Raw genomic sequence first — 26,974 nt, 5'->3', positions numbered from 1 at the left:
GTAAATCATGCACTGGCTTTTAACACACTGTTGAGTTCTCAAGAAACGGACGCCAGACCGTCAACCACCCGGCCGCACTCGCTTCGTTATGTCTTCTATTCTTTCAGCCCCCGCGAACCGAGTCAAATTGACTCTTTTCGCGAAACCTGCCGAGAATTTCCAACCGCCCCTTTTTCCCGGGGCAACCCCCTAAACGTACTCCCGCATCCGATTCCTGTCGAACCAGACTCACCGGTGAGGATGTTTGTTGGGTCTCCCTGGACAGCCGACGATGATCGCCGACTGGGTGGGACTGGTGAACTCTATGTACGACTCCGCCAACCGTCAAATCAACGCGCCGCCGTACCGGAAAACCTGTCCTGACCATGGCCTCGATGCAATTCAGCGGTCGGCCTCAGGTGCCGGCGGAGTGTCGAACAGAGCGAGCTCTCCGGCATCCGGAACCTGGAACTGCGTCGCGTATTGAGTCATCAGCTCACGCGAGATGGGAGCGGTGTCCTTACCGCCCTCAGCGGTGCGCGCCTCCACGCGGCGGCACAGTTCCTCGAAGGGGACCTCGAGGTAATGGAGCTCCACCCTCACGCCGAGGGCGCGGGCGGCACGCCGCTTCTCGTCCCTCTCGGAACGTCCCCAGAAGCCGTACTCGAGGACCACGCTCTGACCGAGGGACAGGAGCTCCCGCGCATGCCGCCAAAGCTGCCGTTCGAGCAGGTCGCGCGCCTGCTCGTCGAAGAGGTCGACGCCGAGCCCCGCCATCCACTCATCGGGGCACAGCCGGACGGCGGGCAGATCGGCCGCCAGCCGTTTGGCGAGTGTGGTCTTTCCCGCGCCCGGAAGGCCGCACAGCAGGATCAGCCGTGCGGGCCCGCCACTCGACCGGTACACGCGCGCACCCCTCCCTTTCATCACGCGAACTCCAACGGCATGCGAACTCCACCGGCATGCGACCTCCCAACAGCCGCACCGCCTCCCAACGGCGCCGCGCTCACCAGGACAGGGCAACGCTGCCACTCAACGCCGCCCGGAAAGCCGAAACCCGCACCACCCGACACCACCCGGAAAGCCGAAACCCGCGCCACTCGACACCACCCCCCAAAATCACAACCCACACCACGCGGCACCGCCCAGGAAACGGAACCCGTGCCACGCGACACGGCCCGGAGGCCGGGACCTGCGCCATTCGGTGGTGGCGAGGCTCTCGGGCGTCGTCGGCGAACGCCCCAGGGACGGGGCCTCCGGTGGCGAGCCTCTCAACGATCCGGGTGGAGGGACCACCCAATTAGCGGTGACTCGTAGGCTTTGCGGGTGGATCTCGAGGATGAGTTGTCGCGCATGGCCGGCGAGTACGGCGGGGCGGGCGCGCCGACCCGGCATGAGACGAGGAGCGACGTCGTCGTCGTCCGGCGTGGTGAGGTCGTGGTCAAGGCGCATTCGGCCAGGGACGAGCAGGCCCCCTTGGTGCTGAGGCTCAAGGCCTCGGCGTCGGCAGCGCTGAGCGGGGTGATGCTGCCCCCGCTGGATCGTGAAGTGCATACGCTATGTGGGAGATCGGTGACTGTATGGCCTACTGGTGTACCGGTCCGGCGCGACGACCCTGACGGGGCTCCGTGGGAGGAGGGCGCGCGCCTGCTGGCGCGGCTGCATGCCGTACCGCTGACCATGGTGCCGCCGCTGCCGGAGGCAGGCGGGCCTGAGCGGATGGCGCGGGCGGTCACGAGCATGCCGGGAGACGGAGCGGCTCAGCGGGTGGTACGGCAGGCGTTCGCGGCGCTGCCGGAGCCGGAGCCCGTTCCCCGCCTGCTCACCCACGGCGACTGGCATCTGGGGCAGCTCGTGCATCGCTCCGATCGATGGCTGCTGATCGACGTGGACGACCTCGGGATCGGCGATCCCGCCTGGGACCTGGCGAGGCCGGCGGCGTGGTTCGCCGCGGGACTCCTCGAACCGGAGATCTGGGGGCGGTTTCTCAACGCCTACCTGGCTTCCGGCGGGCCCGCGCTCGACCCTCACGATCCATGGGCTCGGCTGGATGTTCCGGCCAGAGCGGTCACCGTGCAACTCGCCGCCGTCGCCGTCGGCCACGCGCACAGAGAGAACCGGGAACTGGACGAGGTAGAGCAATCGTTGGTCCAGTCGTGCGGCAGGATTGTCGGCCTCAAATAAGGCTGACATAGTGGCGCACGCAAGACCGAGTGACATCCCGCCAATGGGCAAGGAGATCAAACCAGATGCAGTGCCCCAAGTGCCGCGGCAATATGCGGACATATGAGCGCAACGGGGTCCACATCGAGCAGTGTGAGAACTGCCGAGGGATCTTCCTCGACTACGGCGAGCTGGAGACGCTGACTCGCATGGAGTCCCAGTACCACACGCCGCCCGCCGCGCCTCCGCCCCCCGCTCACGGGGCCCCGGCGTGGGGCGCCCCCGCACCGCACTACGGTGGCGGGCACTACGGCCACCGGCGCAGGCACGACAGCTTCCTCGGGATGCTGTTCTCCTCCTGACAGCGATGAGGAAGGGCCGCGACCTCGTTCTGCGAGGGCCGCGGCCCTTCCCCGTTTCTCGGAGCCGACGGGGCAGAAACGCATGTCTGCCACGTGTGTTTGCCCGGACGTCGGCTGCGCGCGGCCCGCCCCGTTTCCGGGCCGATAGGCGAACACTCACGTCGGTCCCATGCGTCCTCCCGGACGCCGCACGGCCCGCCCCGTTTCTCCGAGCCGATAGGCGAACACACATGTCAGTCCTGTGCGTTCTCCCGGACGCCGGCCGCGCGCGCTCTTTTGGTGGAGGGCGGCGGTCGGTGTTTCTCAGGGACATGCTTCTCCCGGCGCAGGAGGGTCGAACCGCGCGACGAAAACGGTCATCGGAAGCGCGGAAAGGCCCGGAGGTCAGGACGGGAAGGAGCCGGGGTCGACTTCTTTCGTGGGAGCGTTCCCGCCGGTCACCGAGTGGAGCGTGACGCGCCAGTCGTGCCACCTGATCTGTGTCGCCGTGTACGTCGTCTTGAACCGCACCGGCTTCTCGAACCGCTCGAAACTGCACGACCGGGTGAACGCTTTGCCGTCCCAGTCCACCCCGTGCGTGAAGAAGATCTCGTACGTCCCGTCCCGCACCCCCTGCACCTTGAACTTCGACTTCTTCCGCACGAAGACGCTGAACGCCTTTCCCTCCCCCCGCAGCACGGTCACCACCGCGTCCCTCGACCCGCCGTTGTCGATCTGCAGGGAACTGCGCCCGTTGAGCCGCTCCGAGCGCAGGAACCGCCCGTTCGCAAGCCGCCTGTTCTGCTTCTTGGCCGCCTTCACCGGCACGATGTCCGCCGGGTAGTCGCCGAGCGCCTTCAACGACCTTCCCGCCTGGTCCAGCGCCTGCAGCTTGTCCGCCACGTCGCTGAAGACGCCGCCTGCCGTACAGACGTCCCCTCCGCCGACCTTGCCGAGCGTCATCCCCAGCCCGGTGGTGAAGTCGTGGAGGCTCGCCACGTACGCCTCGTGCTGGACCCGCGCCTCGACGGGCGGCGCGAGGGCGGACAGGGCGTCGGCTGCGCCGCGGAGGGTCTCTTCGGCACGTTCCATACGATCATTGAGCGTCTTGACCGTTTTGGCGGAGGACACCGAGGCGAGTGCCTTGCGCACGTTCGCGCGTTGCTCGCTGAGCGCGTCGCGGTAGGCGGCGGCGGTGAGGGCGGGCGTCCCGCTCGTCGATGCCGCGACTCCCGGGGAGGTCTCCGCGGGGCCCTTTACGGTGGCGGTGCACGCGGTCAGGGTGAGCATCGCCAGGCCGAGCGCGCAGGAGATCATCCGGGGGGCAACCATCTGCCACACTATCGCCCGGCTGATCCCCTGCCGTCAATTACGGCTCGGTCAGACCGCTGTCCCGATCCTGCCGGAGCCATCGGGTGATCCCCAGCCCCCGCAGGAACGGCAGATCGTGGCTGGCCACGATCAGTGCGCCCTGGTAGGCGGCCAGCGCCTGCGACAGCTGTCGGACGCTGGACAGGTCGAGGTTGTTGGTCGGCTCGTCCAGCAGGAGCAGCTGTGGCGGCGGCTCGGCCGACAGCAGCGCCGCCAGCGTCGCCCTGAAGCGTTCGCCGCCCGACAGCGTGCCCACCGGCTGCTCGGCCCGCGCGCCTCTGAACAGGAAGCGAGCGAGGCGGGCGCGCACCTGGTTGACCGAGGCGCCGGGCGCGTGCGCGCGCACGTTGTCGATGACGCTGAGGCCGTCGTCCAGGACGTCGAGCCGCTGCGGCAGGTAGCCGACGGGGACCGGTGCCCCTGCCGCCATGATGGCTTCGAGCAGGGTGGTCTTGCCCGACCCGTTCGGGCCGAGCAGCGCGATCCTTTCCGGTCCCCGCACCTCGAGGCGTTCCATGGAGCCTTCGGTACGGCACGCAGTGTCGAAGGACAGGACGACCCGCCCCGCGGGGACCGCGGTCTCGGGGAGCGAGATCCTGATCTCGGCGTCGTCGCGCACGGCCTGCGCCACCTCGTTCAGTCGCTCACGCGCCTCCTCCAGCTTCCCCATGTGCATGTTGCGGTGCTTGCCCGCGGACACCTGGGCCTCGCGCTTGCGCGCCTGCATGATGATCTTCGGCTCGCGCTTGGTGGCGTACATCTTGTCGCCGTAACGCACCCTCCGGTCGAGCTTGATCCTGGCCTCGACGAGCTCGCGCTTCTGCTTGCGCATGTCGGCCTCGGCCACCCTGACCATGCGCTCGGCGGTCTCCTGTTCGGCCGCGAGCATCCGCTCGTGGTCGGTCAGGTTGCCGCCGTAGAGGCGCACGACGCCGTCGCGCAGCTCGGCGATCTGGTCGACCAGGTCGAGCAGCGCCCTGTCGTGGCTGACGACCACCAGCACCCCCGGCCACGCGGAGACGGCGGCGTAGAGCCGCTGCCGCGCGTCGAGGTCGAGGTTGTTGGTGGGCTCGTCGAGCAGCAGCACGTCGGGCCGGTGGAGGAACTGGGCGGCCAGCCCCACCATGACGGTCTCGCCGCCGGACAGCGTCGCGACCGTGCGGTCGAGGCCGACGTGATCGAGGCCGAGCGTGGACAGCTGGGCGGCGGCCCGTTCCTCCACGTCCCAGTCGTCGCCGACGGCGGTGAAGTGCTCCTCGCGCACGTCGCCCGCCTCGATCGCGTGCAGCGCGGCTCTGGTCGCGCTGATGCCGAGCAGGTCGGAGACCGTGAGCTCGGCGCGCAACGGCAGGTTCTGCGGCAGGTAGGCGACCTGTCCCGCCACGCTGACCGAGCCGGAGCGGGCGGGCAGCTCCCCTGCGATGATCTTGAGCAGGGTGGACTTGCCCGAGCCGTTCGCGCCGATCAGGCCGGTGCGCCCGGCGGGGAAGGCGGCGTCGAGCCCGTCGAGCACTTGGGTGCCGTCGGGCCAGCCGTACGAGACATGGTCGATCACTACGGAAAATGACATGAAGGAGCTCCCGTCAGAAAGTCGAAATTGCATGACTTGGCGGGAACCACCGCGAAGACGCCCGAGGTCCAGGTGCGCACGTGCCCACGACAGGGCGAGACGGCGCGGTGCCCGCGACCTCAGAACTCCACGTCAACAGCCTCCACGGCTCGGCGATGCGACTCGGAAACTGTACGCGACCTAAAAATCTTGCGCAAGGGCTCTCGCTCGATGCGCCGCGACGTTGACCCGGTTGGCGCACGCCAGCGAGCAGAACCTGCGGCGGCCGTTGCGCGAGGTGTCGACGTACACGGTCCGGCAACCGTCCCTGTCGCAGCGGCCGAGGCGGCGGCCGTCGGAGAAGCAGATGGCCATGGCGAGCCCGCCCGCCGTGGTGTCCTTGGCCCGCGCGACGATGTCGGCGCCGTGGGCGAAGAAGTGCAGGTGCGGCCCGCGGCCGTCGTGCGTGCTGATGTAAGGCGTGGCCGCGGTGATCGCCAGCAGGTCGTTGACGAGCGTGAGCTGGGTTTCCACGTCGGTTTCCCCGAAGACGGGGTCGAGCCTCCTCGCCCACCTGCCCAGTTCGTCGGCCTGGGCGGGCGTGAGCTCGGCGCGCAGCATCTCGTTCCTGGTCAGCAGCGGGGTGATCACCTCGGGGGTGAAGCGGGCGGCGTTCACCAGGTCGGCCGACAGGGCCGCGCCGTTGCCACCGTAAGTGTTGAAATGCATAAGGGCATTACATCAGGTTGGAGGCATGCACTCCATGACACTCGTCTCGTCCCACTCGACCTCCGATGGCGTGATCTCCTACCTGCGCTGCGAGTGCGGCGCGTGGGAGGTGCGCACGGCCGATCACGAGAACGTCGCGACCACTCCGGCCCGACAGGTGATCACCGTGTGAAGATCGTGACCACTGGGAAGCGAACCGCCGAAGGTAACCGATCCTGACCATCGACTGACCCGCTGTGTTCGGCCTAGAGTGCGCACCAAGTCGTCCCCTCACCGGAGGTCAGGAATGTCCAGCATTCCCGCTCTGCTGCGCGATCGGATCAAGGCCACCCCCGACGCCGAGGCCTATCGTCATCCGGCGGGTGCCGGGTGGGAGTCCCTCACCTGGGCCCAGGTGGGCGAGCAGGTACGGCCACTGGCGCTGGGCCTGGCCGAGCTCGGCGCCTCCGCCGAGGCCAGGGTGTCCATCCTCTGCTCGACCAGGCTGGAGTGGGTGCTCACCGATCTGGCCGTGCTGTCCACGGGCGCGGCCACCACGACGATCTACCCCTCGAACACCGCCGCCGAGTGCGCGTACGTCATCAACGACTCCGGCAGCACGCTGGTCGTCGCGGAGAACGACGACCAGGTCGCCAAGCTCGCCTCGGTCCGCAAGGACCTGCCCGACGTCCGCCACGTCGTCGTCATCGACGGTACGGCGAGCGAGGACGGCTGGGTGATCCCGATCGGCCAGGTCCGCGCCGAAGGCGACTATGACGCCATGATCGACTCGATCAAGCAGGACGACCTGGCCACGCTCATCTACACCTCGGGCACCACCGGCAGGCCCAAGGGCGTGGAGCTGACCCACGACAACTGGCTGTACGCCGCGGAGGCCGTCCGCAAGATCGATCTGATCGGCCCCGACGACCTGCACTTCCTGTGGCTGCCGCTGTCGCACTCGTTCGGCAAGCTGCTCGAGGTCGTGATGATCGACATCGGCGTGCCGACGGCGATCGACGGCCGCCTCGACAAGATCGCCGACAACCTGGGCGAGCTGAAGCCGACGTTCATGGCCGCAGCGCCGCGCATCTTCGAGAAGATCCACAACACGGTCGTCGCGACGGTCAGGCGCGAGGGCGGCGCGAAGCTGCGGATCTTCAACTGGGCCAAGGAGACGGGCATCAGGGTCAGCAGGGCCCGCCAGCGCGGCGCGGCGGTGCCACTGACCACGCGCCTGGAGTACGCGCTGGCCGACCGGCTGGTGTTCGGCAAGCTGCGGGCCCGCTTCGGCGGCCGCATCCGCTACTTCATCTCGGGCGCCGCTCCCCTCTCCCAGGACGTCGCCGAGTTCTTCGACGGCGCGGGGCTGACGATCCTGGAGGGGTACGGCCTGACCGAGTCGTCGGCGGGCAGCTTCCTGACCAGGCCGGGCAGCGTCCGCCTGGGGACGGTCGGGCCGCCGCTGCCCGGCACCGAGGTCCGCATCGCCGAGGACGGCGAGATCCTCATCGGCGGGCGCGGCATCATGCGCGGCTACCACGGGATGCCCGACGAGTCCGCCGAGACGCTCGAGGACGGCTGGCTGCACACCGGCGACATCGGCGAGCTCGACGAGGCGGGGCGGCTGCGCATCACCGACAGGAAGAAGGAGCTGATCAAGACCTCGGGCGGGAAGTACGTGGCGCCCACCTACCTCGAAGGGCGCGTCAAGGCGGCGTGCCCGTACCTGTCGCACGTGTTCGTGCACGGGGACAAGCGCAACTTCTGCACGGCGCTGGTGACGCTGGACATGGAGGTCGTACGGCCTTGGGCCGCGTCGGAGGGGCTGCCCGATGATCCCGAGAAGCTGCGGGAGCACCCGCGGATGCGGGAGGAGGTCAGCAAGGCGATCAAGCAGGTCAACCAGGGAATGGCGAGCTACGAGACGATCAAGGAGTTCGCCATCCTGGCGAACGACTTCACGGTGGAGACCGGGGAGCTGACGCCCAGCCTGAAGATCAAGCGGAAGGTGGTCGAGGAGCATTACGGGCAGACGTTGGATTCCTTCTATAAGGACGCCAACGTGATCTGACCGGCCGGGCCCTCTCGGGGTCGCCGGGAGGGCGGGACCCTGCCGGTGGGGTGTGGGGTCAGCGGAAGACGTGGAGGGAGCGGGGGCGTTTGGTGAACGTGAGGGGCCCGTGGGCGGTGAACGTGGCGCCGTCGCGGGCCAGCCGTACCTCTCCCGAAGGAGTCTCCACGCGCACCGTGTCGGCCTGCCACTGCCGGTAGTGCCTGGACAGGCCGAGCCGTGCGCCCACCGCGCTCCCGAACGCGCGCACGCGTGGCAGCCGCCGGGCGGCGGTCATGAGCCTGATGTCGAGCACCCCGTCCTCCAGCCTGGCCCGCCGTCCAGGGGCGGGGCCGCGCGAGCCGTACCGGCAGTTGCCCACGAACAGCAGCCAGGCCCGGTACGGCACGCCGTCCACGATCAGGTCGAAGGGCTTCGCGTCGCGGCCGAGCACCTCAGCCATGCCCCACAGCAGCGCGGGCCACTTGCCGATCCGCTTCTGCCTGGCCTCTCTGCGGTCGGCGAGCGACGGGTAGATGCCGAGGCCCGCGTCGTTGACGAAGACCCCGCCCGCGACCTCGCCGACGTCGACGGCGGCCAGGTCGCCTGCCTGGTAGGCGGCGACGGCCTCCTCCGCGTCGGCGATGCCGAGTTCGGCGGCGAGGTGGCCGAGCGCGCCCGTGGGGACGACCAGCAGCGGCTTACCGTGGTCGAGCGCGGCCTGGGCGCCGCGGTTGACGCCCCCGTCGCCGCCCGCGACGGCCAGCGCCTTGCCACCGGCCTTGTCGATGGCGTCGAGCGGCACGAACTCCGCCCTGGGGAAGGCCTTGCGGAGCGTCTCCGCCGCGTCGTCCGTCGTGGGGTCGACGGCGACGGCCAGCCCTTCGCCCGAGGGATCGACGTCGAAGGCGGGCGCGGTGGCCGAGGCCCGCGCCCTTCCCGCTTCGCCCGCCTCCGGCCAGATGCGGCGGGTGACGAGCCCGGTGGCGACGCCGATGGCCACGCCCGCGAGCACGTCGCCCGGGTAGTGCACGCCGGTGTAGACGCGGGAGAAGCAGACCGCCGCCGCCAACGCCGTCACCGGGACGGCGACGGCGGCGGGTGCTTCGAGCGCGACGGCGGTGGCGAAGGCCGCCGCCGAGGCGGAGTGGCCGGAGGGGAACGAGGCCGACAGCGGCGTCTTGAGCAGCCTGGCCATCGGCAGCGCGTCGGCCACGGGGCGCTTGCGGCCGAAGGCCTGCTTGCCCGCCAGGTTGACCAGGGGGCTGGCGAGGCTGACCGCGAGCAGGCCTCTGGTGGCGGCCCTGCGCAGGCGGCGCCTGCCGCTCAGCGCGAACGTTCCGGCGACGCCCGCCCACAGCAGCGCGTTGTCGGCCGCCCTGGACAGCGGCGGCAGGACGCGCTCGAGGCCCGGCAGCCGGGCCTGCGCGACGGCGGCGAACAGGTGCTTGTCGAGGCGGTGCAGCCGTGATCGGAATCGCATGTGTATCTAGTGCCCAGGTTCGTACGCTTTCAGCGTCGCCCGGACCCCGAGCCGGGCGTGCTCACAGGATCCGCTTGGCGCCTGGCAGCGAGCGCGTCAGGTAGGCGAGGCCCCAGCACAGCGGCAGCGCGAGCGCGGCGACGAGCGCGAACTTGACGATCGCGGCGGCGTGGAGCCAGGCGAAGGCGTAGGCGAGGCCGACCAGCACGAGCGGGTGGATGATGTAGACGGTGTAGGCCTGCTCGGACAGGAACCTGCCGCGCGCCCCCTGAGCGTTGAACCGCTCGCGGAACAGCACGAGCAGACCGATGATCGTGCCGACCGCGAACACCGCCTCCCACGCGGCCTGGGCCAGGTCGGCGAGCGCCCCTCCGGCCATCAGGCGCACGGGAAGCAGCACCAGCGTCCCCAGCCCCGCCGCGGCGAAGCCGAGCCTGCCGGCCCGCCTCGACAGCGTGGCGAACCAGCCGCGCCGGTGGGCGACCACGCCGAGCGCGAACATGCTGGCGTACTGCGGCAGGTGAGACGGCGTGGGCAGGCCGAGCACCGGCACGTAGAGGCCGACGGGCACGAGCAGGCGCCACGCGAAGGTGACGACGGCCAGCGCGAGCATGTAGGCGACGATCGCCGCCGCTCCCGGCGCCTGCTCGGGACCCGATCGCGGGATCCGGCCGTAGCGGCGGATGACGGCGTAGACCGCGCAGAAGACCAGCAGCACCTCCACGAACCACATCGGGCCCGGGTCCCACGACCCCACGTAGAACATCCAGTACGGCATGTCGTAGTCCTGAGCGATGCCGAGCATGGCCAGGGGGCGCAGCAGCAGGAGGAAGGCCAGCAAAGGGATGCCGAGCCGTACCAGCCGGTCGCGCATGAAGGCGCCGCCGCCCTTGCGGTCGTAGGAGCCGGGGGTGAAGAAGCCGGAGATGAGGAAGAAGAAGCCCATGAAGAACGCCTGGTCGAACATGACCAGGATGTCGAGCGCCTGCCCCGACGGGTCCTTCGCCTGCTCGAAGTAGTACCAGGCGTGGATGTCGCCGTAGGTGAGGGCCACGTGGTGCAGGATCACCATGACGGTGAGGACCACGCGCAGGTTGTCGACGTAGGCCAGCCTTCTCATTGCGGTCCCTTCGTGGCGCGGACGAAGATCTCGGCCAGCTCTCTGGCGTGGGCGTCGAGGTCGTGCTCGGGGTGGACCGACCAGTAGGCGAACATGTTGTCCACCGCGGCCGAGTGGGTGATCGCCATGACGCGCGGGTCGAACTCCCGAAACTCGCCCGTGGCGTGGCCGAAGCGGTAGATGTTCTCCAGCGCCTGGTAGAGCTCCTCGTTGGCGGCGATGCCGTACCTCGGGGAGCCGTCGGGGAGCCTGAGGTTGTTGAAGATCTCGCCCAGGGCCTTGAGCTGGGTGCGGTGCTCGCGCATGTGCTCGGCGACGGTGAGGATCTGGGTGCGCAGCAGCTCGGTGGCCGTGGTCTTGCCCTCCATCCTGGCCAGGACGAAGTCGGCGATGCCGGTGTAGACGTGGTTCACGACCTCCTCCATCAGGTCGTCTTTGCCGGAGAAGTGGTAGGAGATGACGCCCTTGCTGATGCCCGCGTGCTTGGCGATGAGGGCGAGCGACGCTTTGGCGAATCCCACCTCGGCGATGACCTCGATGGCCGCGGCCATGATCTGGGCCCTTCTGGCCTTCTCGATGAACGACCGCGGCTTCTGGCCGGTTGCCTCATTTTCTGACCGCATGGCCAAAATCTAGCACAATCGGCCAGGACTCAAGGCTGCCACGCTGAGGGTGAAACAATCTTAACGACCGATCGGTCTTATTGTGTTAGTCTGAGCGCATGGCGGACGGACGGAAGGTGCGCGGGCAGCGCAGCAGGGAGGCCATCCTCGAAAGCGCCGTGGCGCTGGCCTCGGTCGACGGCCTGGGCGGTCTGACGCTCGGCCGTCTCGCCGAGGCGGCGGGAGTCAGCAAGTCCGGCTTCTTCGCCCACTGGCGCGACAAGGAGCAGCTGCAGCTCGAAGCCGTCGAATGGGCGCGGCGGCAGTGGGTGGAGCACGTCGTCACCCCCGCCCTTGCCGTGCCGAAAGGCGTTCGCAGGGTCCTGGCCCTGCACGAGGCCAGGCTCGCCTTCTACGAGGAGGGCGTCCTGCCGGGCGGCTGCTTCTTCTTCGTCGCCCAGGTCGAGTTCGACGACCGTCCGGGACCCGTCAAGGACAGGGTGGCGGAGGCGATGAACGACTGGCTCGGCTACCTGGAGAAGTCCGTCCAGGAGGCCGTCGACAGGGGCGAGCTGCGAGCCGATCCCGCACAGCTCGCCTACGAGATCGAGGCGCTCGGCGAGGCCGTCGTCACCCACTCCCGCCTGCGCGACAGGCCGCAGGCCTTCAGCCACGCCCGCAGAGCGGTCCTCGACCGCCTGCGCGCGCTCTCACCCGATCCATCGCTCCTCCCGGAGGATTGACCTTGTCCCACACCCGTCCCGTCCAGGTGCACTTCGACGACCTCGACGCCATGGGCCTGCTGCACAACGCCCACTACTCCGTGCTCGTCGAGCGGGCCATCACCGCGTTCTGGACCGAGCTCGGCTGGAACTTCGACCCCGCCCGCTCCCGCTTCAAGGACGTCTTCTTCGCCGTCCGCGAGTTCACCATCACCTACCACGTGCCGATCATGGGCGTGGGCGAGCCGCTGGTGCACTTCTGGATGGAGCGGATGGGCAACACCAGCGGCGTTTACGGCTTCCGCGTGCTCTCCCCCGACGGCCAGACCGTCCACGCCGAGGGCCGCAGGGTGAACGTCAACCTCGACCCCTCGACGCTGCGGCCCACCCCGTTCAGCGCGGAGATCCGCGACGCGGCGAAGGTGCTCGCCGCGTGATCAGGAGCCGGTGGATCCCCGGCCCGGAACCGAGGGGCGAGGGTCCCGTCGTCGTCAGCGTCACCGACTTCCGCCTGCACAGCGCCGCGCACCTGCCGAGGGCGAGCCGTACCGGATGGCGGCTTGGCAGGCTGTGGCCTGAGCTGGACGGCGCGGTCGGGCTGTGGCTGTGGGCCGAGCCGTGGGCGCGCCGGATCGGGTCGGTGTCGGTATGGCGCTCGGAGGCCGACCTCAGGGCGTTCGTCCGGTTGCCCGCCCACGTCGAGATCATGCGCGCGTACCGGAACAGGGGCGCGCTGGTGTCCGCCACCTGGACGAGCGAGGCGGCGGACCTCTGGGAGGAAGCCTGGTCCCATGAGGTAGAGGATTCCGCACCCGCGTAGTGACAAATGCCGCCCGATGAATCGGCGGCCACCACCGCGTCATGCCAAGATGACGGCACTCGAGGCGGGAGAGGCCATGTGCGGTGATCCGATGCTGCCGGTGACGGTCGCGGGCGCGCTGAGCGAGTACGGCGGGCTGCTCGGCGAGCACGGCATCACCTGGGGTGAGCCGGAGATCCACTACGTCAAGCTGTTCGCCGTCAGGGCGGTGCTGCCGCCCGAGCTGATGGACCGCTTCTGGGGGCTGGCCTTCACCCGGCTGTCCGAGCGGCATCCCGGCGCGTCGTTCATGGAGCTCGGCGCCCGCCTGGGCGAGCCCGACTACGACATGCTGCGCGCCGAGTTCCCGCACCTGCGTTCCCGACTGCCCACGTTGTGGTCACGGTCCTCCTTCGTGGCCAGCGTGGGTGCGGTCTCTGCCGCGACGATCCAGCGCTACATCGAGACCCAGTACGAGCGCGTCCCGAAGAAGGCGGGGGCCGATCGTGCGTAGGTCATTCAAGTTCGTGCTCCGCCCGACCCGGCATCAGGAAATCTCACTGGCAGCGATGCTGGACGATCATCGGGCGCTCTACAACGCGGCTCTCGAAGAGCGTCGGGAAGCCTACAAGCGACACAAGGTGAGCATCGGCTACGGCGAGCAGTCCGCCCAGTTGAAGGAGATCCGAGCCGCTGATCCGGAGGGTCAGGGGCGGTGGTCGTTCACCTCCCAGCAGCAGACACTGCGCCGCCTGAACCGGGCGTTCGAGGCGTTCTTCCGCCGCGTCAAGGCCGGGCAGAGGCCCGGCTACCCCCGGTTCAAGGGCCGGGGATGGTTCGACACCGTCACTTTGGTCGAGGGTGACGGAGCCCGCTGGGACTCCCAGCCCCACCACCCGGCCGCGACCTATGTGCGCGTTCAGGGCGTCGGGCATGTGCGGGTCCACCAGCACCGCGCGGTCGCCGGGCGGGTCAAGACGGTCGAGGTCAAACGCGAGAGCCGCCGCTGGTACGTCATCCTGTCCTGTGACGATGTCCCGGCCCAGCCGCTCCCGGCGACGGGTCGCCAGGTCGGCATCGACATGGGTGTGACGCATTTCGCCACCACCTCCGAGCCGATCGAGGGCATCACCGACGAGTGCGGGCATCTGACCAACCCCCGGTATCTGAAGACCTCCGAGGGGGGCCTGGCCGCTGCTCAGCGAGCCTATGCCCGTACCAAGCGTGGCTCCAAGCGGCGCAGGAAAGCCGCACAGAAGATCGGGCAGATCCACCGCCGGATCGCCCGGCAACGCGCCGACCACGCGCACAAGACCGCCCTGTCCCTGGTCCGGTCGGCTGACGTGATCGTGGTTGAAGACCTACGCATCGTGAACATGACCAAGAGTCCTGCTCCACGCCCGAATGGCGACGCAACGTTCGCGCCGAACGGTGCGAACGCGAAGGCCGGGCTGAACAAGGCCATCTTGGACGCGGGTTGGGGGGTGTTCCTGGGTATCCTCACGCACAAGGCTGAAAGCGCCGGTCGAGAGCTGATCGCGGTGAACCCCGCCAACACCTCCCGCACCTGCCCCGACTGCGGGCACACATCTGGGGAGAACCGCACCAGCCAAGCCGACTTCGCCTGCGTCGGCTGCGGATACGCCGCGAACGCCGACGTCGTCGGCGCGACCAACATTCTCAGGGCCGGGCTGGTCCTGCGCGAGGCCGCACCAGCGGCCTAGCGAGAAGCCACCCTGTTTACAGGGTGGAGGAGTCACCTGGACCGCCAGTCGAGCCCGCCGGGGTGGGCGCGGGTGTACGCCAGGGTGGAGGGCGCGCTGAGCGCCGCCTCCTTCGCCGACGCGATACGGCGGGGCAGGACGTTCGCCACCACGGGGCCGTGGCTGGAGCTGTCGGTCGACGGCCATGAGCCGGGCGCCGTGCTGGATCCGGCGCCAGGGACGGAGATGAGCGTCACCGCGCGGGTCGTCGGGGCCGAGGTGTCGGAGCTGCGCCTGCGTACGGCGGACGGTGTGCTGGCGGCCTCGGAGGGCCCTTCGCTGACCGCCTCGCTGCGGGTCTCGTCGCCGACGTACGTGCTCGCGGAGGCGGTCGGCGGGCCGAGCTCGCGGTCGATGACCGGGGAGACGTACGCGCTGACCAGCCCGGTGTACGTGGAGGTCGAGGGGGTCGGCGTGGCCAGGCGCGAGGACGTGCGGTGGTGCCTCGACTGGCTGGACGCGCTGGAGGGGCTGCTGCGCGACCACGCGGTCCTGCGCACGCCCGAGCAGCTCGGCGACCACCTGGGCCTGCTGGAGCGGGCCCGCGAGATCTACCGGGCCCGCCTTCGAGAGACCTGACCACCGGCGAGGGCCCGCCTTCGAAAGGCCTGGCCACCGGCGACGGAGCGGAGCATGAAGCCGGGGCGGAGGTCAGAGGCGTTTGAAGACCGACAGCAGGCGTTCGGCCGCCAGTGAGGGGGTCAGGGTCCCTTCGAGGACCTCCCGCTCGACCTCGGCCGTGATGGCCGCCACCGAGGGGTTGCCGCGCAGCTCGGCCAGCAGCCGGTCGCGCACCAGCGTCCACGTCCACTGCACCTGCTGGCGGCGCCGCCTGGCCGCCACGTCGATCCGGTCCTGGTGGGCGATGACCTGTCCCCACACCTCGTCCAGTCCGCCGCCCGTCAGCCCGCTGCACGTCAGGACGGGTGGCGGCGGCCCCTCGGAGCGGAGCATGCGCAGGGCGCCCGCCAGCTCGCGGGCCGCCTTCCTGGCCGCCAGTTCGAACTCCCCGTCCGCCTTGTTGATCGCGATGACGTCCGCGAGCTCCAGCACACCCTTCTTGATCCCCTGCAGCTGGTCGCCGGTGCGGGCGAGACTGAGCAGCAGAAAGGTGTCGACCATGTCGGCCACGGCGGTCTCCGACTGTCCGACGCCGACGGTCTCGACGAGCACGGTGTCGTAGCCCGCGGCCTCGACGACGACCATCGCCTCCCTGGTGGCCTGGGCGACGCCGCCGAGCGTTCCGGAGGTCGGCGAGGGCCGGATGAAGGCTTGCGGGTCGGTGGACAGGCGGGACATACGGGTCTTGTCGCCGAGGATGCTGCCGCCCGTCCGCGTGGACGACGGGTCCACGGCCAGCACCGCCACCCGGTGGCCTCGCTCGGTGAGACGGGTGCCGAGCGCGTCGATGAAGGTGGACTTGCCGACGCCTGGCACGCCCGAGATCCCGACCCTGCGGGCATGGCCCGCCAGGGGGGTGAGCTCGACGAGCAGCCGCTGGGCCAGCTCGACGTGGTCGGCCCTGGTCGACTCGACGAGGGTGATCGCGCGGGCGATCCAGGCGCGGGAGCCCGACTTCACGCCTTGCGCGTAGTCGTCGAGCGTCCTCATCGGCGCCACCCGCCCGACCCCCGAAGCTCGAGGGGCGAGCCGTGGGGCATCAGTGGCCCAGGCGCGAGGACAGCTCGCGCACCAGGTCGAGGGCGGCGTCGGCGATGACCGTGCCGGGCGGGAAGATCGCGGAGGCGCCGGCCGCGCGCAGCTCCTCGAAGTCGCCGGGCGGGATCACGCCGCCGACCACGATCATGACATCGTCCGCGCCCAGGGCGGCCAGCGCCTCGCGCAGCGCGGGCACGAGCGTGAGGTGGCCCGCCGCGAGGGAGGAGACGCCGATGATGTGCACGTCGGCCTCCACGGCCTGCCGCGCCACCTCCTCGGGCGTCTGGAACAGCGGGCCGACGTCCACGTCGAATCCGAGGTCGGCGAAGGCGGTCGCGATCACCTTCTGGCCGCGGTCGTGGCCGTCCTGCCCCATCTTCGCCACCAGGATGCGCGGCCGCCGCCCCTCGGCGACGGCGAAGTCGGCGCAGGCCTGCCGTACCCGTTCGATGCCTTCCACCGGACCCGCCTCGTCGCGATACACCCCGGAGATGGTACGGATCTGCCCCGCGTGCCGTCCGAACACCTTCTCCAGCGCGTCGGAGATCTCGCCGACGGTCGCCTTGGCGCGGGCGGCCTCGACCGCGAGCGCGAGGAGGTTGTCGCCGCCCGCCGCGCCCTTGGTGAGGTTCTCCAGCGCCTGCCGTACGGCCTCGCCGTCCCTGTCGGCGCGCAGGCGGCGCAGCTTGTCGAGCTGCTGGGCCCGCACGGCGCTGTTGTCGACCTTGAGCACCTCGATCGGCTCGTCGGCCTCGGGCCGGTACTTGTTGACGCCGATGACCGGCTGCCTGCCCGAGTCGATGCGCGCCTGGGTGCGGGCCGCGGCCTCCTCGATGCGCAGCTTGGGCAGCCCCGCGTCGATCGCGCGGGCCATGCCGCCTGCCGCCTCGACCTCCTCGATGTGCTGCCACGCCTTCTCGGCGAGGTCGTGGGTGAGGCGCTCGACGTAGTAGGAGCCGCCCCACGGGTCGATGACGCGCGTGGTGCCCGACTCCTGCTGCAGCAGGAGTTGGGTGTTGCGGGCGATGCGAGCGGAGAAGTCGGTGGGCAGCGCGAGCGCCTCGTCGAGGGCGTTGGTGTGCAGCGACTGGGTGTGGCCCTGCGTGGCGGCCATGGCCTCGACGCAGGTGCGGACGACGTTGTTGTAGACGTCCTGGGCGGTGAGGGACCAGCCGGAGGTCTGGGAGTGGGTCCTGAGCGAGAGCGACTTGGGGTTCGTGGCCCCGAAGTCCGACACCAGCCTGGACCACAGCAGGCGGGCCGCCCGCAGTTTGGCGACCTCCATGAAGAAGTTCATGCCGATGCACCAGAAGAACGACAGCCTGGGCGCGAACGTGTCGATGTCGAGCCCCGCCGCCGTGCCCGCCCGCAGGTACTCCACGCCGTCGGCGAGCGTGTAGGCCAGCTCCAGGTCGCAGGTGGCTCCGGCCTCCTGGATGTGGTAGCCGGAGATCGAGATGGAGTTGAACTTCGGCATGTGCGTGCTGGTGTAGGCGAAGATGTCGGAGATGATCCGCATCGACGGCCCCGGCGGGTAGATGTAGGTGTTGCGGACCATGAACTCCTTGAGGATGTCGTTCTGGATGGTCCCCGTCAGCCGCTCGGAGGCCACCCCCTGCTCCTCGGCGGCCACGATGTAGAGCGCGAGGATCGGCAGCACCGCGCCGTTCATGGTCATCGACACCGACATCCTGTCGAGGGGGATGCCCTCGAACAACTGCCGCATGTCGTAGATGGAGTCGATGGCGACGCCCGCCATGCCGACGTCGCCCGCCACGCGCGGGTGGTCGGAGTCGTAGCCGCGGTGCGTGGCCAGGTCGAAGGCGACCGACAGGCCCTTCTGGCCCGCCGCGAGGTTGCGGCGGTAGAAGGCGTTCGACTCCTCGGCGGTGGAGAAGCCGGCGTACTGCCTGATCGTCCACGGCTGGTTGACGTACATCGTCGGGTAGGGACCGCGCAGGTACGGCACGGCGCCCGGATAGGTCTCCAGGAAGTCGAGCCCTTCGACGTCGCCTGCCGTGTAGACCGGTTTGACGGCGATGCCCTCCGGCGTCTCCCACGGCTCGCCCTGGGCGCCGCCGGTCGAGTCCACGGGCGCCAGCGGGATGTTCGTGAAGTCCGGGATCATCGAGCCACTCCCAGGTCGTCGAAGGTCGTGCGGAGGACGTCCAGCGCGTCGCATCCGGCGTACAGGTGCGCGTCCACGCCCTCGTGGGTCCCCTTCCCCGCCAGCCAGATCCTTCTCGCGCCCGCCCGCCTGAGCGCCCTGGCGACGGCGGTGGCGTGCTCGCCGTACAGCTTGTCGGTCGAGCACAGGCACGCGACGGCGGCCCCGCTGGCGGTGAAGGCGCGCGCGATCTCCTCGGGGTCGGTGCCCTGGCCCGACAGGACGGTCTCCAGGCCGCCGGCGTGGAAGAGGTTGGCCGCGAAGGACGCCCTGGCGGTGTGGGCCGCGACGGGCCCGATGGTGGCGAGGAAGACCCTGGGCCGCTCGGGCTGGGCGTCGGCGAGATCGCGCAGCTCCTCGTACGGCCGCGCGTAGCGGACGCCTTCGGGCGGGGTGGACGACGGCCGCAGGGGTCGCTCGCGCGGGTCGGGGAACTCGCTCACACCCGTGATGGGGAAGCGCCGATGGGCGATGTCGTCGTCCCTGCGCGCCCTGGTCTCCGCGATCCTGCCCGCCACCAGCTCGCCGGCGGCCTGGACGCCGCCCGCCGCCTCGATCTCCTGGAACCACGCCCACGCCCTGGCGGCCAGGTCGGCGGTGCGCCGCTCGACGTACCACGATCCGCCCGCCGGATCGGCGACCCGCCCCACGCCCGACTCCTCCAGCAGCAGCGCCTGCGTGTTCCGCGCGATCCGCCGCGCGAACGCGTCGGGCGCGCCCATGGCGGCGTCGAAGGGCAGCACGGTCACCGCGTCGGCCCCGCCCACGCCCGCGGCGAAGCACGCCAGCGTGGTCCTCAGCATGTTCACGTACGGGTCCCGTGCGGTCATCATCGCGGAGCTGGTCACCGCGTGCTGGAGCTGGACACCCTGCCCGCCGCAGACCTCGGCCACCCGCGCCCACAGCAGGCGCGCCGCCCGCAGCTTCGCGATCGTCGCGAACTGGTCGGCGGTGGCCGCGTAGCGGAACTCCAGCTGGCCGAGTGCCGCCTCGACGGGCAGCCCCGCCGCGGTCAGCGCCCGCAGGTGCGCCACCCCGACCGCCAGCGAGCAGCCGAGCTCCTGCGCGTCGCCGCCGCCCGCGTCGTGGTACGGCAGGCCGTCCACGACGATCGCCCGCAGCCCCGGATGCCCGGCCGAGCACCGCAGGGCCAGTTCGACGGCGTCGTCGCCTAGACCGGCGCCCAGGTTGCCCCTGACCGGTGCGCCGAGCCCGAGCAGGACCTCGGCGGCCTCGGCGGTGCGCTCCCCCGCCTCCAGCACGACGGGCGCCAGGTCGAGGTGGACGCCGTCGAGCGTGCGCGCCAGGTCCTCCACGGGGACCGCCAGCCACAGCGAGGTGACCCCGTTCTCCAGGTCGGCCAGCACCGCCTCGTTGTCGGGTACGGCATGCCGCTGCCGCACGTCCCAGCCCCGGTGCGAGACGCGGGGGGCGCGCAGCTCGGGCAGGTCGCCCGCGTCGTAGAGAGGGGCGACGCGCACACCGTCACAGGTGTCGGCGCCCAGCACGGCCTCGGGCGAGTCCGACTCCACGCCTGACTTGCGCAGCACACCCAGTGCCAGGGCCCGCCAGTCGTCCCGGGTCGTCGACGGAAAATCCGCGGCGAGTCTCATGCCTTGGATGGTAAGCGCAGCCGTACCGGAACATTGATCCGGGGGGCGGGTAGCCGCGCCCCGCACCGGGTCAGGGCAGCGGCGCTTCCCAGGCCAGCCGCCAGGTGGTGGGGCCGACGATGCCGTCGTCGGGGATGCCCTGGTTGCGCTGGAACCGGCGGCACACGTCGCGCGAGTCGGCGCCGTAGGCGCCGTCGACGCCGATGTTCCAGCCGCGCTTCTTCATCTGCTGCTGCCAGGTGCGCACGTCGTCGCCGCGCATCACCGGCGGGAACTTCAGCAGCCGCCCGGGGAAGGCGGGCGCCCGCGGAGGCGTCGGCGGCTCCTGCCCGCCAGGCCTGGGGGCGCCGCGCCTGACCCAGCCGTAGATCGGATCGCCTGGGCAGTCGGTGTTGAAGCCGTCGCGGTGCCCCTTGATCTCGCGCCCCGCCATGCCGTTGTCGCGCAGGTGCACGATCGCGTCGAGGATGGCGTGGAGCACGCCGTCGGGCGGCTGGATCAGGCCCGCGTTGCCGACCAGGCCGAGCACCGCGTAGTGCCCCGAGTTGAGCCCCGCCCCGTTGGCCGCGGGCAGGTGGTGCAGCCCCCGCCCCTCGAACACCTTGCGATGCGGACAGCCCAGGTAGGAGTAGCCGATGTCGATCCAGCCGTTCGAGTCCATGTGGAAGTTCTGGATGGACTGCACCAGCGCCACGCACTTGGTGTGGTCGCGCACGATGCCCGGATCGACCCTGCCGCCGGTGTAGTGGACCTTGACGCCCCTGGTGGATTCGAGCTGGGTGTAGCTGCCGCGTGGGGCACGGGCGCGCCAGTCACGGCGCGAGACAAGATCGATGGCCACGACGATCTCCCGGGTGAGGACGGTGACAACCGAGCGTAACGCGGGGTGTACGGACAGATCCCGGGAATGTCGATTATTGGGCTAGGGCCTGAACACCCGCCGGTCCGTAACGATGGCGGAGATCAGGTCGTGGGGCGTCACGTCGAAGGCGGGGTTCAGCGCGCGGGTGCCCTTGGGCGCGATGCGCACGCCCCGGACCTTGACCACCTCGTCGTCGCCCCTGTCCTCGATCTCGATGTGCTCACCCGAGGGAGTGGCCGGGTCGATGGTCGACTCGGGGGCGACCACGATGAACGGCACGCCCGCGCGTTCGGCGCCCAGCGCGAGCGAGTAGGAGCCGATCTTGTTGGCGGTGTCGCCGTTGGCGGCGATCCTGTCCGCGCCGATCAGGACCGCGTCCACCCCTCCCCTGGCCAGCAGGTACGGCCCGGCGGAGTCGGCGACCAGCCGGTACGGCGCGCCCATCCGCTCCAGCTCCCACGCCGTGAGCCGCGCCCCCTGCAGCAGCGGCCTGGTCTCCAGGGCGAGGACCTCGGCCAGGCGGCCCCGCTCGTGCAGGGTCTGGATGACGCCCAGCGCGGTGCCGCGCTCCACGGTGGCGAGACCGCCGGTGTTGCAGATGGTCATGACGCGCAGCCTGTCGCCATCGAGCAGGTCGGCACCGCGCTCGCCCATGGCCACGCAGGCGGCGATGTCCTCGTCCCTGATCCGCTTGGCCCTGGCGAGTACCGCCTTGCGTCCCTCCTTGAGGTGCGCGGCCGCCTGGTCGACGCCCCATGCCAGGTTGACGGCCGTCGGCCTGGCGGCCCGCAGGCGGGCGATGGCCTGCCTGTCGCCGTCGGCCAGCACCACGCCGAACGCCCCCGCCACGCCCAGGGCGGGAGCGCCTCTGACGGCCAGGCGCTGGATGGCGTCGACGAGCTCGTCCACGGTGGTGATGCGCAGCTTGACCAGCTCGTCCGGCAGCAGCGTCTGGTCCACGAGCTCGATGGCCCCGCCGACCCAGTCGATCGTCCTCACACGCGCACGGTACCAATCTCGCGGGCCGTCACAATTCCCGACCGCCGATCGTCATCGAGGTGGACCACGACTCGACCGAGGAGAAGGACGACCATGAGACTCGCCGTCATCGCCGCCACAGGAGGCATCGGCAGGCACCTGCTCGAGCAGGCCGTCGACGCGGGACACGACGTGAAGGCGGTCGTCCGCGACCCCGCCAGGCTGTCACGGCCCGTCAGCGCGTTCACCGCCGACCTGTCGGCGGCCGACTCCGCGGCGCTGGAGCCCGCCTTCGAGGGCGTCGACGCGGTGGTGTCCTGCCTCGGCCCCCGCTCGGGGTCGGAGGCGGGCGTCACGTGGCGCGGCACCAGGGCCATCACGCTGGCGATGAAGACGACGGGCGTCAGGCGCCTCGTCGTGGTCAGCGCGGCCCCCGTCGGGACCGTCGCCTCGCCCGGCCGTCCCAGCCCGCCGCGGCACGACCCCGGCGACGGGGTCGTCATGCGCAACCTGCTCTACCCGGTGCTGAAGGCCGTCCTGCGCAAGACGTACGCCGACCTGGCCCGGATGGAGGATGTCCTGCGCGACAGCGGCCTGGACTGGACCGCGGTGCGGCCCGTGCAGCTGACCGACAAGCCGCTGACAAGAACCTACAGGACGGCCTTCGACCGCAACCTGAAGGGCGGCAGGTACATCTCGCGCGCCGACGTCGCACACTGCCTGCTGAACCTCGTCGACCGGCCGGAGAGCGTCGGGAGGAGCGTGGGCCTCGCGTACTGATCACGGCACGGCGTGACGGCGGGGTCCGGAGTCCCGCTGGAGCACGCGTGATGGACGGGCGGCCACCGGTGACCGCGGTGGCCTGGACCCGGCTTGCCGTAATGGAGTCAGCGCTCGGACAGGACGATCACGGAGTCGCCCGCGGCGAGCGTCACCGGCTGGGTCCTGCTCGGGTTGAGCACCACCCCGTAGTGCGGCGCCTGGTTGATGCCCGACGCGAGCCGGTAGCCGATCGCCGTCTCCCCCCGCCGCCTGGCCGACTCGATGACGGTCGAGAACGACACCTGCGCCCCCGGCGTCACGTACGAGGCGGCCGGCCTGGGGTAGATCTCCGAGCCGCGCGAGTCGAAGAGGTAGCCGAAGACGTCGGCCAGGTGCCTGTTCTCCGCGAGCTGGGCCAGCAGCAGGCCGATCACCGTGTCGCTGATGACGATGTCGTCGGCCTCTGTCACCTCGGCCAGCGAGCGGTTGTTCTCGTCGTGCATCTCGCTGACGATCGAGTACCGCTCGCCCGTCGCCGTCTGCATGTCGCGCAGCTGCAGCAGCGTCATCAGGGTGCGGGTGTCGGCGTGCTGCGGCTTGAACCTGTCGTCGGACAGCACGATCACGTGCTGGTAGAGGCCGACGCCGAGCGCCTCGAGGGCGTACCTGTCGGTGGTGTCGCACTCCTTGACGTTCACGGTGAGGTTGCGCAGGCCGCTCAGGCCGGTACCCGCCTTCGGGTGGTCGGCCGCGACGTCGAGCACCGAACCCGGCGCGACGTAGCCGTCCAGGTAGCGGACGATGTGCTCGGCGCGGGCGTTCCAGTTGAGGATGAGCGTCCGCTCGGTCTCCGGCCGTACGGCCCCGGCCTTCGCCATGTCCTTCTCCTCGTACGAGGCGGCGTCCGACGCGAGGTGGATGAGCGAGTCGTCGTGGGCGATGACGATGACCTGGTCGTCTTTGCCGATGACGGTGTCCATGGGCGGGTTGAGCACGACGCCGGAGGGGCGGCGAAGGCCGATGACGGTCGCCGTCTGGTAGGCGTGCAGCCCCTCGCCGTACGACTGGCCGATCAGCGCGGCGTCGGAGCGCAGGTAGATCTCGCCGCCGTCGAAGTTCAGCAGGTCCATGCAGACCACGGACATGCCCGACTGCCTGGAGGACTGGACGATCAGGCGGGAGGCGGTGTCGTCGGAGTCGACCAGGTGGACCTGGCCGCCTCCGGCCAGGCGGGCGGCGGCCAGGTTGCGGCTGGAGGTCAGCGAGGCGACGACCGGCGGGTGGTCGCCCGCGCGCTTGGCCAGGGCCAGCAGGATTTTGATGACGTGGGCGTCGGGGTCCTCACCGTCGGGCGATAGGACGACGATGGAGCGGGCCTCGCTGAGGTTCATCAGGCGCAGGTCGCCCGGCTCGGTGGGCCGTCCCGTGCGGCAGACGAGCCTGGTCCTGCCGGTGTCGCCGATGCGTTCCCTGATCTCCTCCTCCATGTCGAGCTTGTCGCGGTCGGCCATCACGGCGATGACCGAGCCGCGCTGGCTGGCGTGCGCCTTCACCAGCTCGCCGACGATGGTGAAGATCTGGTCGGACCAGCCGAGCACGACGGTGTGACCGCTCTCCGCGATCATCGAGCGGCCCCTGCGCAGCCGGTCGATCTTCTGCTTGAGCCCGTTGGACAGCAGGCCGACCAGGATGCTGACGATGAAGATGCCCGCCAGCGAGCCGATGAACATCACGGCGAGGAAGGCGGTGCTGCCCTTGTCGCTGGCGACCTTGCTGGGCGTCATCGCGTGCATGAGCGCCAGCCACAGCACCTCGCCTGGGCTGGAGCCCTCGGGCTCGTCGGTGAGCCAGACGGTCAGTCCCGCCACGATCAGCACGATCGCGACGGACACCACGGCGAGCCAGCCGATGAGCGAGGCGGTGCCCTTGGACATGGTGTTGTCGAACCAGTAACGCATGCGCTCGCGCACAGACACCGATTACCTCCCCGTGAATGAACATCGACCAACGGCACAAGCTACAGGGGCTTTCATGTGACGAAAAATCATGACGGAGGCCGCCCGTACGCTTGTCCCGTGACCACCGCGAACCTGGCCTACGAGACGCTCAAACGACGCATCGTCGAGGTCGAGCTGCGCCCCGGCGAGCGGCTGATCGAGCGGGATCTGGCGGCCGAGCTGGAGGTGTCGAGGATCCCGCTGCGCGAGGCGCTGCGGCGGCTGGCGGCCGAGGGCCTGGTGGTGCTGGTGCCGGGCAGGGGCGCGCTGGTCAGCCCCTTCACGCCCGACGACGTGCGCGATCTGTTCGACGTGCGGGAGAGTCTGGAGGCGCTGGCCGCGCGCCTGGCCGCCGAGCGGGCCGACGCCGAGGGGCTGGCCAGGCTGCGCTCGTGCATGGAACGGGCAGGCGAGGCGATCGCGAACGACGACAGGACAGGCATCGCGGCCGCGAACGCCGACTTCCACCACGAGCTGGTGGCCGTCTCGGGCAACGCGCTGCTGGCCGACCTGATGCGGCCGCTGGACGCCCGCCTGCACCGGCTATTCCGCCTCACCTCCGACCGCGATCCCGGACGGCAGAGCCAGGAGCACGCCGAACTCTACGAGGCGATCGCGGCGGGCGACCCCGACACGGCGGCGGCCCGCGCGCTGCGCCACGTCGCCGACGGCAGGCAGGACTCGCTGGCCGTGGCGCGCGGCTGGTCGGTGGAGGACATCGACCCCATTCAAGCCACCCATTCCCGGCGCAGGGCTCGGTAGTGTAGCGCTCGTGCTCACCCGCCTCACGCCTGACGACCCTTCGGAGCTGGGCGAGTTCAGGCTGGCCGGCCGCCTGGGCGAGGGCGGTCAGGGCGTCGTCTACCTCGCCCACGACCGCTCGGGCCGGTCCGTGGCGATCAAGCTGCTGACCCACAGCGACCACGAGACCCGCGCCAGGCTGGCCAGGGAGCTGGCGGCGCTGGAGAGCGTGGCTTCCTTCTGTACGGCCGCCGTGCTGACGGCCGAGGTCGAAGGCCGCCGCCCCTACGTGGTCAGCGAGTACATCGAGGGCCCTTCGCTGTTCGAGCGGGTGCGCGACAGGGGCCCGCTGAGAGGCGGCGACCTCGAGCGCCTCTTCGTGGGGACGGCCACTGCCCTGGCCGCCATCCACGCGGCGGGCGTCGTGCACCGCGACTTCAAGCCGTCGAACGTGCTGCTCGGCCCCGACGGGCCCAGGGTGGTCGACTTCGGCATCGCCAGGGCGGAGGGCTCCTCGACGCAGACCTCCGGCCTCATCGGGACGCCCGCCTACCTGGCGCCCGAGCAGATCGGCGGCTCGCCCGCGTCGTTCGCGTCCGACGTGTTCGCGTGGGCGGCGACGATGGTGTTCGCCGCCACGGCGGTGGCGCCCTTCGGCGCCGACACGGTGCCCGCCGTCCTCCACAGGGTGCTGCACGCCGAGCCCGACCTGGCGGCCTTACCGCCGCGGCTGCGCGGCATGGTGGCGGCCGCGCTGGCCAAGGATCCCGGAGGCCGCCCCTCGGCGCGCACGCTCATGATGTCGCTGGTGGATCCGCGGTCGGGCCCCGTGCCCGGCTCGGCCGTCCCTCCCCCTGCCGGCGGCGCGCCGTACCTTCCCGACGGTGGTGCCACGGATCCGGGGCGGGCGTCGCTGACGACCCAGGACGGCGCGCGGCGCGGACGGCGCGGCCTCCTGCTCGCGGCCGCCGCCGTCACCGTGGCCGCGCTCGCCGGCGGCACGGTCGTACTGGTCAACCTGCCCAGCCTCCGGGCGGGCGACGGGGGCGGTCCTTCGCCCACGGCCTCGCTTCCCTCCACCGGTCCCTCCCCCGGCCCTGCCTCCTCGACCGATCCGGCCTCCTCGACCGGCCGGACCGCTCCGGCCGATCCGGCCTCCTCGCCGCCGGCTTCCGAGTCCGCGAAGGGCCTGAAGATTCCCGCCGCCTTCGCCGGCAGCTGGTCGGGACACACCGACAGCACCAACCCGATGGACCCCGACGGCGCCGACAACACCGTCGAGCTGCGGGCGGGCGCGAGCACCGCGGCGTGGAGCGAGAAGGACGCGCAGGTCGACTGCGAGGCCGACATCGAGCTCACCAAGGTCCAGAAGACCAAGCTGACCTTCCGGCTCGCCCAGGCAGGCGGCTGCATCCCCGGCACGATCGAGCTGACGCTCGACGACGGCGTCCTGCGCTACCTGTGGCGGGACGTCCCGGGTCTCGGCGTCGTCCAGCAGACAGGAGACCTGCGCAGAGGCTGAAAAGCAGTCGACGTGCGCGG

25 protein-coding genes and 1 pseudogene are annotated in these 26,974 nt (G+C 70.5%); 13 read left to right on the top strand and 13 right to left on the bottom strand.

All coding sequences use genetic code 11. The annotated features are described in order from the left end of the window. Positions 1-381: 381 nt before the first annotated feature. Positions 382-885 carry an ATP-binding protein gene (locus AB0B45_RS43620; protein WP_358143620.1) on the bottom strand — a complete coding sequence of 168 codons (504 nt, stop codon included), beginning with the start codon at positions 883-885 and terminating at the stop codon, positions 382-384. Positions 886-1,305: 420 nt separating this feature from the next. Between AB0B45_RS43620 and AB0B45_RS43615 the strand changes: the two genes are divergently transcribed. After that, on the top strand, positions 1,306-2,163 hold the full coding sequence (locus AB0B45_RS43615; RefSeq protein WP_358143618.1) for an aminoglycoside phosphotransferase family protein: 858 nt from the start codon (positions 1,306-1,308) through the stop codon (positions 2,161-2,163). Between the two features lie 65 nt (positions 2,164-2,228). Beyond that, positions 2,229-2,504 carry a zf-TFIIB domain-containing protein gene (locus AB0B45_RS43610; protein ID WP_358143616.1) on the top strand — a complete coding sequence of 92 codons (276 nt, stop codon included), beginning with the start codon at positions 2,229-2,231 and terminating at the stop codon, positions 2,502-2,504. A gap of 384 nt (positions 2,505-2,888) precedes the next feature. Here the strand turns inward: AB0B45_RS43610 and AB0B45_RS43605 are convergent, their stop codons facing one another. The 3 genes from AB0B45_RS43605 to AB0B45_RS43595 form a co-directional block, all read right to left on the bottom strand. Next, positions 2,889-3,815 (bottom strand): hypothetical protein, encoded by a 927-nt coding sequence (locus AB0B45_RS43605; RefSeq protein ID WP_358143614.1) that lies wholly within the window; start codon positions 3,813-3,815, stop codon positions 2,889-2,891. Positions 3,816-3,852: 37 nt separating this feature from the next. Further along, positions 3,853-5,424 (bottom strand): ABC-F family ATP-binding cassette domain-containing protein, encoded by a 1,572-nt coding sequence (locus AB0B45_RS43600; RefSeq protein WP_358143612.1) that lies wholly within the window; start codon positions 5,422-5,424, stop codon positions 3,853-3,855. A 180-nt stretch (positions 5,425-5,604) separates the two neighbouring features. After that, positions 5,605-6,132: a CGNR zinc finger domain-containing protein gene (locus AB0B45_RS43595; protein WP_358143610.1), complete on the bottom strand. Its 528-nt coding sequence runs from the start codon at positions 6,130-6,132 to the stop codon at positions 5,605-5,607. Positions 6,133-6,166: 34 nt separating this feature from the next. Here AB0B45_RS43595 and AB0B45_RS43590 point away from each other — a divergent pair, with 34 nt between their 5' ends. Next, positions 6,167-6,304, top strand: coding sequence for a hypothetical protein (locus tag AB0B45_RS43590; protein WP_358143608.1), 138 nt, complete (start codon positions 6,167-6,169; stop codon positions 6,302-6,304). Positions 6,305-6,418: 114 nt separating this feature from the next. Next, the gene (locus AB0B45_RS43585) at positions 6,419-8,185 is read left to right on the top strand and encodes a long-chain fatty acid--CoA ligase (RefSeq protein ID WP_358143606.1); all 1,767 of its coding nucleotides are present in this window, start codon (positions 6,419-6,421) and stop codon (positions 8,183-8,185) included. A gap of 58 nt (positions 8,186-8,243) precedes the next feature. Here the strand turns inward: AB0B45_RS43585 and AB0B45_RS43580 are convergent, their stop codons facing one another. The 3 genes from AB0B45_RS43580 to AB0B45_RS43570 all read right to left on the bottom strand — a co-directional run bounded on the left by AB0B45_RS43580 (position 8,244) and on the right by AB0B45_RS43570 (position 11,390). Continuing rightward, positions 8,244-9,647 carry a phosphatase PAP2 family protein gene (locus tag AB0B45_RS43580; protein ID WP_358143604.1) on the bottom strand — a complete coding sequence of 468 codons (1,404 nt, stop codon included), beginning with the start codon at positions 9,645-9,647 and terminating at the stop codon, positions 8,244-8,246. 61 nt (positions 9,648-9,708) lie between these two features. Continuing rightward, complete coding sequence (locus tag AB0B45_RS43575) at positions 9,709-10,767, bottom strand: acyltransferase family protein (protein WP_358143602.1); 1,059 nt, start codon at positions 10,765-10,767, stop codon at positions 9,709-9,711. Next, positions 10,764-11,390 carry a TetR/AcrR family transcriptional regulator gene (locus AB0B45_RS43570; RefSeq protein WP_358143600.1) on the bottom strand — a complete coding sequence of 209 codons (627 nt, stop codon included), beginning with the start codon at positions 11,388-11,390 and terminating at the stop codon, positions 10,764-10,766. The genes AB0B45_RS43575 and AB0B45_RS43570 overlap by 4 nt, the downstream gene beginning before the upstream one ends. A 98-nt stretch (positions 11,391-11,488) precedes the next feature. Between AB0B45_RS43570 and AB0B45_RS43565 the strand changes: the two genes are divergently transcribed. The 6 genes and pseudogenes from AB0B45_RS43565 to AB0B45_RS43540 all read left to right on the top strand — a co-directional run bounded on the left by AB0B45_RS43565 (position 11,489) and on the right by AB0B45_RS43540 (position 15,232). Beyond that, positions 11,489-12,112, top strand: coding sequence for a TetR/AcrR family transcriptional regulator (locus tag AB0B45_RS43565; protein WP_358143598.1), 624 nt, complete (start codon positions 11,489-11,491; stop codon positions 12,110-12,112). A 2-nt stretch (positions 12,113-12,114) separates the two neighbouring features. Further along, positions 12,115-12,528, top strand: a complete 414-nt coding sequence (locus tag AB0B45_RS43560; RefSeq protein ID WP_358143596.1) for a thioesterase family protein — start codon at positions 12,115-12,117, stop codon at positions 12,526-12,528. Further along, positions 12,525-12,911: a hypothetical protein gene (locus tag AB0B45_RS43555; protein WP_358143594.1), complete on the top strand. Its 387-nt coding sequence runs from the start codon at positions 12,525-12,527 to the stop codon at positions 12,909-12,911. The genes AB0B45_RS43560 and AB0B45_RS43555 overlap by 4 nt, the downstream gene beginning before the upstream one ends. Before the next feature lie 328 nt (positions 12,912-13,239). Beyond that, positions 13,240-13,404: pseudogene (locus AB0B45_RS43550) on the top strand (transposase); the annotation flags it as partial. Next, positions 13,397-14,614: a transposase gene (locus AB0B45_RS43545; RefSeq protein ID WP_358143592.1), complete on the top strand. Its 1,218-nt coding sequence runs from the start codon at positions 13,397-13,399 to the stop codon at positions 14,612-14,614. The pseudogene AB0B45_RS43550 and the gene AB0B45_RS43545, both read left to right, overlap by 8 nt. Positions 14,615-14,626: 12 nt before the next feature. Further along, positions 14,627-15,232, top strand: coding sequence for a CehA/McbA family metallohydrolase (locus AB0B45_RS43540; RefSeq protein WP_358143624.1), 606 nt, complete (start codon positions 14,627-14,629; stop codon positions 15,230-15,232). Positions 15,233-15,304: 72 nt separating this feature from the next. Here the strand turns inward: AB0B45_RS43540 and meaB are convergent, their stop codons facing one another. The 5 genes from meaB to mtnA all read right to left on the bottom strand — a co-directional run bounded on the left by meaB (position 15,305) and on the right by mtnA (position 21,953). Then, positions 15,305-16,264, bottom strand: a complete 960-nt coding sequence (meaB, locus tag AB0B45_RS43535) for a methylmalonyl Co-A mutase-associated GTPase MeaB (RefSeq protein ID WP_358143590.1) — start codon at positions 16,262-16,264, stop codon at positions 15,305-15,307. Positions 16,265-16,313: 49 nt separating this feature from the next. Then, the gene (gene scpA / locus AB0B45_RS43530; protein ID WP_358143588.1) at positions 16,314-18,440 is read right to left on the bottom strand and encodes a methylmalonyl-CoA mutase; all 2,127 of its coding nucleotides are present in this window, start codon (positions 18,438-18,440) and stop codon (positions 16,314-16,316) included. Further along, positions 18,437-20,092 (bottom strand): methylmalonyl-CoA mutase family protein, encoded by a 1,656-nt coding sequence (locus AB0B45_RS43525; protein ID WP_358143586.1) that lies wholly within the window; start codon positions 20,090-20,092, stop codon positions 18,437-18,439. The genes scpA and AB0B45_RS43525 overlap by 4 nt, the downstream gene beginning before the upstream one ends. A 70-nt stretch (positions 20,093-20,162) precedes the next feature. Further along, positions 20,163-20,933 (bottom strand): N-acetylmuramoyl-L-alanine amidase, encoded by a 771-nt coding sequence (locus AB0B45_RS43520; RefSeq protein ID WP_358143584.1) that lies wholly within the window; start codon positions 20,931-20,933, stop codon positions 20,163-20,165. An 81-nt stretch (positions 20,934-21,014) separates the two neighbouring features. Further along, complete coding sequence (mtnA, locus tag AB0B45_RS43515) at positions 21,015-21,953, bottom strand: S-methyl-5-thioribose-1-phosphate isomerase (RefSeq protein ID WP_358143582.1); 939 nt, start codon at positions 21,951-21,953, stop codon at positions 21,015-21,017. 93 nt (positions 21,954-22,046) lie between these two features. On the opposite strand from mtnA, the gene AB0B45_RS43510 reads away from it, so the two are divergent. Then, positions 22,047-22,712 (top strand): NAD(P)H-binding protein, encoded by a 666-nt coding sequence (locus AB0B45_RS43510; protein WP_358143580.1) that lies wholly within the window; start codon positions 22,047-22,049, stop codon positions 22,710-22,712. A 107-nt stretch (positions 22,713-22,819) separates the two neighbouring features. Here AB0B45_RS43510 and AB0B45_RS43505 read toward each other — a convergent pair whose 3' ends face one another. Then, the gene (locus AB0B45_RS43505; RefSeq protein ID WP_358143578.1) at positions 22,820-24,670 is read right to left on the bottom strand and encodes a potassium transporter TrkA; all 1,851 of its coding nucleotides are present in this window, start codon (positions 24,668-24,670) and stop codon (positions 22,820-22,822) included. Between the two features lie 99 nt (positions 24,671-24,769). On the opposite strand from AB0B45_RS43505, the gene AB0B45_RS43500 reads away from it, so the two are divergent. Together AB0B45_RS43500 and AB0B45_RS43495 are read left to right on the top strand one after the other, a co-directional pair. Continuing rightward, complete coding sequence (locus AB0B45_RS43500) at positions 24,770-25,453, top strand: GntR family transcriptional regulator (RefSeq protein ID WP_358143576.1); 684 nt, start codon at positions 24,770-24,772, stop codon at positions 25,451-25,453. A 10-nt stretch (positions 25,454-25,463) separates the two neighbouring features. After that, complete coding sequence (locus tag AB0B45_RS43495) at positions 25,464-26,954, top strand: protein kinase (protein ID WP_358143574.1); 1,491 nt, start codon at positions 25,464-25,466, stop codon at positions 26,952-26,954. Positions 26,955-26,974 lie beyond the last annotated feature (20 nt).

Source organism: Nonomuraea sp. NPDC049152, from assembly GCF_040648355.1.
Taxonomy (GTDB): domain Bacteria; phylum Actinomycetota; class Actinomycetes; order Streptosporangiales; family Streptosporangiaceae; genus Nonomuraea.
Note: the sequence above shows the minus strand (reverse complement) of the source record. Positions and strands in the feature narration are given on the sequence as shown.